This is a genomic window from Robertmurraya sp. DFI.2.37, assembly GCF_029211245.1.
Classification (GTDB): domain Bacteria; phylum Bacillota; class Bacilli; order Bacillales; family Cytobacillaceae; genus Robertmurraya; species Robertmurraya methanolica_A.
This window is the reverse complement of record NZ_JARGEJ010000887.1, coordinates 1-288: the sequence shown is the minus strand read 5'-3', so window position 1 is coordinate 288 and position 288 is coordinate 1. Positions and strand designations below refer to the sequence as shown.

Annotated in this window: 1 protein-coding gene; it reads left to right on the top strand. The window is 36.8% G+C overall.

All coding sequences use genetic code 11. From position 1 onward, the window contains the following. Positions 1 to 184, top strand: a 184-nt coding sequence (locus tag PZE06_RS29025; protein ID WP_275792542.1) for a DUF2161 family putative PD-(D/E)XK-type phosphodiesterase, incomplete at its 5' end; no start/stop codon positions are given. Positions 185 to 288: the final 104 nt, after the last annotated feature.

Genomic DNA, 288 nt, shown 5'->3' with positions numbered 1-288 from the left:
AAAAAAGCTTCGACAATTGGGAACTGGAGACAAGACGTTATCGATATTATCTCAAAACCATTACGGCTGGTTTAGAAGAATTGTAAGAGGGGTCTATGATCTTAGTGAACTAGGAAAAAAAGAGTTAACAAAATTCCCTGAAGCTGTCCATTACTACACAAGCTTGATTAAACAACACACCTAGACTAAAGCTACAGTTTAGACTAGGTTTGATTTAGGAACGCATTAATAATTCCAGCGATAATGTCCAGCATTAGGCGTCTTAAAGGAAGTTAATTTAACTTCCGC